This is a genomic window from Cytophaga aurantiaca DSM 3654 (assembly GCF_000379725.1).
GTDB classification, from domain to species: domain Bacteria; phylum Bacteroidota; class Bacteroidia; order Cytophagales; family Cytophagaceae; genus Cytophaga; species Cytophaga aurantiaca.
In genome coordinates, this window is sequence record NZ_KB903649.1 from 1 (window position 1) to 8,906 (window position 8,906).

The 8,906-nt window shown below is 42.0% G+C and carries 3 protein-coding genes; all 3 read left to right on the forward strand.

Translation table 11 applies throughout. The features are described from left to right. A partial coding sequence (locus A3EE_RS0113000; protein ID WP_018343885.1) for an Ig-like domain-containing protein occupies positions 1-2,187 on the forward strand: 2,187 nt, incomplete at its 5' end. Positions 2,188-2,422: 235 nt separating this feature from the next. Continuing rightward, positions 2,423-6,772, forward strand: coding sequence for a sugar-binding protein (locus A3EE_RS20610; protein ID WP_018343886.1), 4,350 nt, complete (start codon positions 2,423-2,425; stop codon positions 6,770-6,772). A 29-nt stretch (positions 6,773-6,801) separates the two neighbouring features. Further along, positions 6,802-8,906 (forward strand): beta-xylosidase family glycoside hydrolase (locus tag A3EE_RS20615; protein WP_425386830.1); only part of this gene is annotated, 2,105 nt, incomplete at its 3' end.

Genomic DNA, 8,906 nt, shown 5'->3' on the forward strand with positions numbered 1-8,906 from the left:
ACAACAACTGCAACGGCATTCTGCGCAGGTGGAAGTGTAGTATTGAATGCACCTACAGGAACAGGATACAGTTATGTTTGGAAGAACGGCACAACAACCATCACAGGAGCAACGGCTCAAACATATACAGCAACAGCAGCAGGAACATACACCGTTACAATAACCAACTCAGGTGGCTGTTCGGCAACATCCACAGCAACAACAGTAACGGTTAATGCATTACCGACGATAACGCAGTATGCGCAGATAGACGGCGGAGCGTGGAATCAGGTATCAACAGGAACAGTATGTGCTGGTAGCACGATTGTACTGGGTCCACAACCAACAGTAACAACAGGCTGGAGCTGGACAGGTCCGAATGGCTACAGTGCAACAACCAGAGAGATTACACTTGCTTCAGTAACAACAACCCAGGGCGGAGTTTATACCGCTACCTATACAGATGGAAATACGTGTAAAGCAACTTCTGCATTTACAGTAACAGTAAATGCAGCACCAACAGCAGCGATCACAACAACTACCGCAACAACATTCTGTGCAGGTGGTTCTGTAGTACTGACAGCAAGTTCAGGCTCTTCTTACAAATGGATGAACGGAACAACAGCAATCACAGGAGCAACAGCACAAAGCTATACAGCAACAACAGCAGGAAGTTATATGGTTGAAGTAACCAACAGTACCAATTGCAAAGCAACTTCAGCAGCGACAACGGTAACAGTGAATGCAGCACCAACAGCAGCGATCACAACAACGACAGCAACAACGTTTTGTCAAGGAGGTTCTGTAGTGCTGACAGCAATTTCTGGTACATCTTACAAATGGATGAACGGAACAACAGCAATCACAGGAGCAACAGCAGCAACGTATACAGCAACGACAGCCGGAAGTTATACAGTTGAAGTAACAAATGCGAGCAATTGCAAAGCAACATCGGCAGCGACAACGGTAACAGTAAATGCAGCACCAACAGCAGCGATTACAACAACTACAGCAACAACATTCTGTGCAGGTGGTTCTGTAGTACTAACAGCAAGTTTAGGTTCATCTTACGTTTGGAAAAATGGAACAACACAGGTTGGAACGAATGCAACCTACACAGCAACAGCAGCAGGTTCATATACGGTTGAAGTAACAAATGCTGGTAATTGCAAAGCAACATCAGCAGCAACAACGGTAACGGTAAATGCAGCACCGACAGCCGCGATCACCACAACTACAGCAACAACATTCTGTGCAGGTGGATCTGTAGTGCTAACAGCAAGTTCAGGTTCATCATACAAATGGATGAACGGAACAACACAAGTTGGAACGAATGCAACCTACACAGCAACAGCAGCAGGTTCATATACAGTAGAAGTAACCAATGCTGGTAATTGCAAAGCAACTTCTACAGCGACAACGGTAACCGTGAATGCAGCACCAACAGCAACAATCACAGCAAACGGTCCGACAGCTATTCCACAAGGAGGCAGTGTAGTGTTGACAGCTAGTTCAGGAAGTTCCTACAAATGGTATAAAGGATCTACTCAGGTAGGAACAGCTCAGACTTATACAGCAACGGATGCAGGAGTGTATACTGTTGAGGTAACGAATGCGAACAACTGCAGCGCTACATCATCAGGCACTAATGTGAACATCAATACCAATCAGCCATCTGTGATTACAATCACATCGCCTGTAGCAAATACAACGGTGCAGGGCACAATTACAATCGCGGCAGATGTAACAGATCCGGATGGTACGATTGTAGCGGTTGAATTCCTGGATGGCAACATGGTGATCGGAACAAGCACAACAGCACCATACAGTTTTGACTGGAGCAATCCGGGTCAAGGGACTCATACAATCACGGTTCGTGTAACAGACAGCAACGGAGGCGTTACAACCTCAGCACCGGTAACAATTACAGCAGAAGCGATCACAACAGGTGTTCAGTCATCAAACACATTGAATGCAAACATATATCCGAATCCATCGAATGGAATTGTATTTATAGATTCAGATACAGACTTGTCTGGTGCAAGTTGTATACTTGTAGATGTGATGGGTAACGAACATCAAGTATCACAAACTACAAATGGTTTGGGAGCACAAGTGGATGTGAGTAACCTATCAGATGGTACCTATATACTGATCATCAAAAAAGATAATTCAGTGATGCGTAAAAAAATCACCGTAATCAGATAATTCCAATTTTTAGTTTAATTCCAGTTAATCGAAAAAAGGGGCAAGAGGATTTCTTAGCCCCTTTTTTGATTTATGATGAATGGAATTTACTATCTAATTCATATTGAATATTTTTTTATAAACATTCCCATATTTACTGGTGACTTTTTAATACGTATTCCGTAGCCTACTACATTTTGATGGATTAATATCTGTTTTTACAATCGATTAAAACCGTCTTCAAATAGTTATACCTATGAAAAAATTAGTTACTATTTTATTTTATTTAAGCACGTGCTTGTTATGGGCACAAACTTCTACAGTTAATTTAACATCCGAAAAACAATACATTCGTGGATTTGGAGGTATCAATCACCCTGAATGGGCAGGAGATATGACAGCTGCGCAACGTACTACTGCATTTGGAAATGGTGCCGGCGAAATGGGCTTAACGGTACTTCGGATTTTTGTTAATGATGATAAAACGCAGTGGAATAAAGCATTGGCGACTGCATTACGTGCGCAGCAATTAGGTGCTACGATATTTGCAACTCCATGGAATCCTCCTGCAAGTATGTGTGAAACAGTTACCCGAAACAACAGACAGGAAAAAAGACTTAAATACGATAGTTATAGTGCGTATGCACAACACCTTATTGATTTCAATAATTACATGAAAAACAATGGGGTGAATTTGTATGCGATGTCGTTTGCCAATGAACCGGATTGGGGATTTGACTGGACATGGTACAGCATTGATGAAGTATATAACTTCACTAAAAATATTGCCGGAACCTTAAGAGTGAATGGCATTAAAGTAATAACGGCAGAATCGTTTTCATATAATAAATCTTATTATGATAAAGTATTAAATGATCCGACAGCTTTAGCAAATATTGATATTATAGGTTGCCATTTATATGGTAGTGATGCAAATTCTCCTGTATCCGTTTATAACTATCCATTAGCAGATTCAAAAGCACCTACAAAAGAACGTTGGATGACCGAGCACTATACAAATAGCGATGCCAATTCTTCAGATCTATGGCCATCTGCAAACGATGTATCTTACGAAATTTACAGATGTATGGTAGAAGGCCAAATGAGTGTGTATACCTGGTGGTATATACGCAGACAGTACGGCCCAATGAATGAAAATGGAACAATCAGTAAGCGGGGGTATTGCATGGCACAATATGCTAAGTTTGTCCGTCCGGGATACAAACGGGTAGACGCAACAAAAAATCCTACTTCAGGAGTATATATTTCTGCATACAAAAAAGGAGATGATGTAGTGGTCGTTGCCATTAATAGAAGCACCTCTTCACAAACAATTACGATATCTGTTCCCGGAACAAAAGTTACTACCTGGGAAAAATATGTAACATCCGGCAGTAAAAGTTTAGCGAAAGAAACGAATATAAATTCCAGCACTGGTTCTTTTCAAATTACGCTTGATGCTCAAAGCACGACTTCATTTGTCGGTACTGCTCCAGTGATTACGACCCCAAGTCCGGTCGTTTCCATTACCGCTCCGACGAACAATACAGTTTACACAGAAGGAGACAATGTAACGATCAACGCAACAGCAACAATCACCGCAGGAAGCATTTCAAAAGTAGATTTTTATAATGGAACTACGTTATTAGGCAGCGATGCAAGTTCACCTTATACGTATACCATCAGTGCAGCTGCATCAGGTAATTATGTAATCACCGCAGTAGCAACAAGCGCAGCAAATGCAACAACGACAAGTACATCAGTAAACATCCAGGTAGCAAAACCAATCTATCAGACAGGCTCCGCCCCAGTTATCGATGGTACAGTTGAAGGCTTGTGGAGTAACTTTACATCGGTTGCAATAAGCAAAACAGTAAGCGGTACAGTTAGTTCCACGGCAGATCTTTCGGGCAACTGGAAAGCTGCATGGGATGCAACAAATTTATATGTACTGGTTCAGGTAACTGACGATGTTAAACGCAACGATGCAGGAACAGATGTNTATAANGACGATGGTGTTGAAGTATATATCGATATGGGTAATTCCAAAGCAACGACCTATGGCACGAACGATCAGCAGTACACGTTTAGATGGAACGATGCAACAGCAGCCTATGAGATCAACGGACATTCGGTAACAGGAATTACCAAAGGCATTACCAATACAACAACAGGCTATATCGTNGAAGTAAGTATCCCATGGAGTACAATGGGAGGTACCGCTTCAGTAAATGCAATTGAAGGCTTTGAAGTTATGATCAGCGACGATGATGATGGAGCAGCACGTGATGGTAAGCTGGCATGGGCAGCAACAACAGACGATACATGGAGCAATCCAAGTTTAATGGGTACGGTTATCTTAAAAGGATTAAACTGCACAGCACCTACAGCAGCAATTACAACAACAACTGCAACGGCATTCTGCGCAGGTGGAAGTGTAGTATTGAATGCACCTACAGGAACAGGATACAGTTATGTATGGAAGAACGGCACAACGACCATCACAGGAGCGACGGCTCAAACATATACAGCAACAACAGCAGGAACATACACCGTTACAATAACAAACTCAGGTGGTTGTTCAGCAACATCCACAGCAACAACAGTAACGGTTAATGCATTACCGACGATAACGCAGTATGCGCAGATAGACGGAGGAACGTGGAATCAGGTATCAACAGGAACAGTATGTGCTGGTAGCACGATTGTACTAGGTCCACAGCCAACAGTAACAACAGGCTGGAGCTGGATAGGTCCGAATGGCTACAGTGCAACAACAAGAGAGATCACACTTGCTTCAGTAACAACAGCACAGGGCGGAGTTTATACAGCTACGTATACAGATGGAAATACGTGTAAAGCAACTTCCATATTTACGGTAACAGTAAATGCAGCACCAACAGCAGCGATTACCACAACGACAGCAACAACATTCTGTACAGGAGGTTCTGTAGTACTGACAGCAAGCGCAGGTTCTTCTTACAAATGGATGAATGGAACAGCAGCAATCACAGGATCAACAGCACAAAGCTATACAGCAACAACAGCAGGTTCTTATACAGTTGAAGTAACGAATGCGAGTGGTTGCAAAGCAACTTCAGCAGCAACAACGGTAACAGTAAATGCAGCACCAACAGCCGTAATTACAACAACTACCGCAACAACATTCTGTGCAGGTGGTTCTGTAGTATTAACAGCATCGACAGGTTCTTCTTACAAATGGATGAACGGAACAGCAGCAATCACAGGAGCAACAGCACAAAGCTATACAGCAACAACGGCTGGTAGTTATACAGTAGAAGTAACGAATGCGAGCAATTGCAAAGCAACTTCAGCGACAACAACAGTAACCGTAAATGCAGCACCGACAGCCGCAATTACCACAACTACAGCAACAACATTCTGTCAAGGTGGTTCTGTAGTACTGACAGCAAGCGCAGGTTCATCTTACAAATGGATGAACGGAACAACAGCAATCACAGGAGCAACAGCACAAAGCTATACCGCAACAACGGCAGGTTCTTATACAGTAGAAGTAACGAATGCGAGCAATTGCAAAGCAACTTCTACAGCAACAACAGTAACGGTAAATGCAGCACCAACAGCAGCGATTACCACAACTACAGCAACAACGTTTTGTCAAGGTGGTTCTGTAGTACTGACAGCAAGTTCAGGTTCATCTTACAAATGGATGAACGGAACAGCAGCAATCACAGGAGCAACAGCAGCAGCTTACACAGCAACAACAGCCGGAAGTTATACAGTTGAAGTAACAAATGCAGGAAACTGTAAAGCAACTTCTACAGCAACAACGGTAACGGTGAATGCAGCACCTACAGCAACGATCACAGCTAATGGCTCAACTTCTATTCCTCAAGGAGGCAGTGTAGTGTTGACAGCAAATACAGGTTCTGGCTTTACCTACAAATGGTTCAAAGGAACAGTTCAGGTAGGAACAGCTCAGACTTATACAGCAACGGATGCAGGAGTGTATACAGTTGAGGTAACGAATGCGAACAACTGCAGCGCTACATCATCAGGCACGAATGTGAACATCAATACCAATCAGCCATCGGTTATTACAATCACATCACCTGTAGCAAATACAACGGTGCAGGGCACAATTACAATCGCGGCAGATGTAACAGATCCGGATGGTACGATTGTAGCGGTTGAATTCCTGGATGGCAACATGGTGATCGGAACAAGCACAACAGCACCATACAGTTTTGACTGGAGTAATCCGGGTCAAGGAACTCATGTCATTACGGTTCGTGTAACAGACAGCAACGGAGGCGTTACAACCTCAGCACCGGTAACAATTACAGCAGAAGCCATCACAACAGGTGTTCAGTCATCAAATACATTGGATGCAGTAGTATACCCGAATCCATCCCGAGGAGATGTTTACATTGAAACGGATGTTGATTTGTCAAATGCAAGCTTCACGATTGTAGATGTGTTGGGCCGAGAAGTTCAATTGGAATCAACACTGACAGGAAGCGGAGCGATGGTAGATGTGAGCAACCTGAGTGCAGGCACCTATGTATTTATCATCAACAATGGTAATTCAATCTTGAGAAAGAAAGTTACCGTGGTGAAATAAAAAATAAGTTAGAAATAATGAAGAATATGATGGAAAAAATATTGAATGTAATTGTACATAAAACGAGCTTACGTTATAATCTTTCCATAAGCAGAGTCTATCAACTATTACTTGTAATACTATTTCTTTCATGTAACGTTATTATTTCTAATGCTCAAACAATGGCTACAAATCCAATCATCAATGCAGATGTTCCGGATATAGCTATAGTTAGAGTAGGGAATAACTACTATATGAGTAGTACAACGATGCACATGAATCCTGGTGTACCTATCATGAAGTCAACGGATTTGGTGAATTGGGAAATGGTCAATTATTGTTATTCAACCTTAGCCAGTACGGATGGATTAAATCTTAATAACGGCAAACAGGAATACGGACATGGTTCCTGGGCAAGTAGTATTCGGTATGCAAATAATATGTATTATGTTTCTACTTTTTCCAGTAGTACCGGTAAGACATACATTTATAAAACTGCCAATATAGAAGGCGGTACCTGGACTGTATCTGTTCTGAATGCAGCCTATCATGATTGCAATTTGTTTTTTGATGATGATGGTCGTGTGTATCTTATTTATGGACAGGGAGACATTAAGATTATTGAATTAACCGCAGATGCCTCAGCAATTAAATCCGGAGGTACGAATAAAACATTGATTACAAATGCAGGAGCTATTGCGGGACCTATAGGTTTGAATGCGGAAGGTTCTCAAGTAGTGAAGTATAATGGGTATTATTATATTAATAATATTTGCTGGCCAAGTGGTGGGATGCGTACTCAGCTTGTGCATCGTAGCGCAAGTCTTACAGGCACGTATGAAGGGAAAGTTATTTTGAAAGATCAAGGTGTCGCACAAGGGTCTTTTATAAGTACTCCAGCTGGAAAATGGTATGCGTATTTATTCAAAGATGGAGGAGCAAGAGGAAGGGTACCTTATCTTGTGCCGATGACATGGTCAAATGCTTGGCCGGTTTTAAGCGCTGTTCCTACAACACTTGATATTCCTTTGGGAACAGGAGGAATGCATAACATTGTTGCTTCTGATGAATTTTCACAAGCAACTCCTCTAAGCCTGGCTTGGCAATGGAATCACAATCCACAGAATAACTATTGGTCGTTAGCACAAAAAAGTGGCTATATGCGATTAACAAATGAGCGTACAGACCCGAATGTTCTAATGACTACAAACACATTGACCCAGCGAACATTTGGCCCTCAATGTTCCGGCTATACTTCCTTAGATGTTTCCGGAATGAAAGATGGAGATTATGCAGGTTTGATTGCTTTACAAAAACAGTATGGATATGTTGGAGTAAAAATGACTGGCACATCGAAATCCATTGTGATGGTAAATGGAAATGATGTTACAGGTACACCTACTCAAGTTGCAACTGTTCCTTTAAATCAAACTACCGTATATCTACGAATTGATATGGACTATAGAAATCAGACGGATAAAGCCTATTTCTATTATAGTTTAAATGGAACTACCTGGACATCTATTGGCAGCACCTTACAAATGTCATATACCATTCCACAATTTATTGGTTATCGTTATGGTTTATTTTCGTATGCCAGCAATTCCGCTGGTGGATATGCTGACTTTGATTTTTTTAGAATTGGAGCAAATATTGCGCAGGCTTCTACAGTTATTAATAATCCAGTCCCCGTTGTAAGCATTACCGCTCCGACGAACAATACAGTTTACACAGAAGGAGATAATGTCACGATCAACGCAACAGCAACGATCACAACAGGAAGTATTTCGAAAGTAGATTTTTATAATGGTACAACGTTATTGGGCAGCGATGCAAGTTCACCTTATACGTATACCATCACAGGAGCTGCAACAGGTAATTATGTAATCACCGCAGTAGCAACAAGCGCAGCAAATGCAACAACAACGAGCACAGCAGTAAACATCCAGGTAGCTAAGCCGATCTATCAGACAGGCTCAGCACCAGTTATCGATGGTACAGTTGAAGGCCTGTGGAGTAACTTTACTTCTACATCAGTAAGTAAAACAGTAAGCGGTACGGTTAGTTCCACGGCAGATCTTTCGGGCAACTGGAAAGCTGCATGGGATGCAACAAATTTATATGTACTGGTTCAGGTAACTGACGATGTTAAACG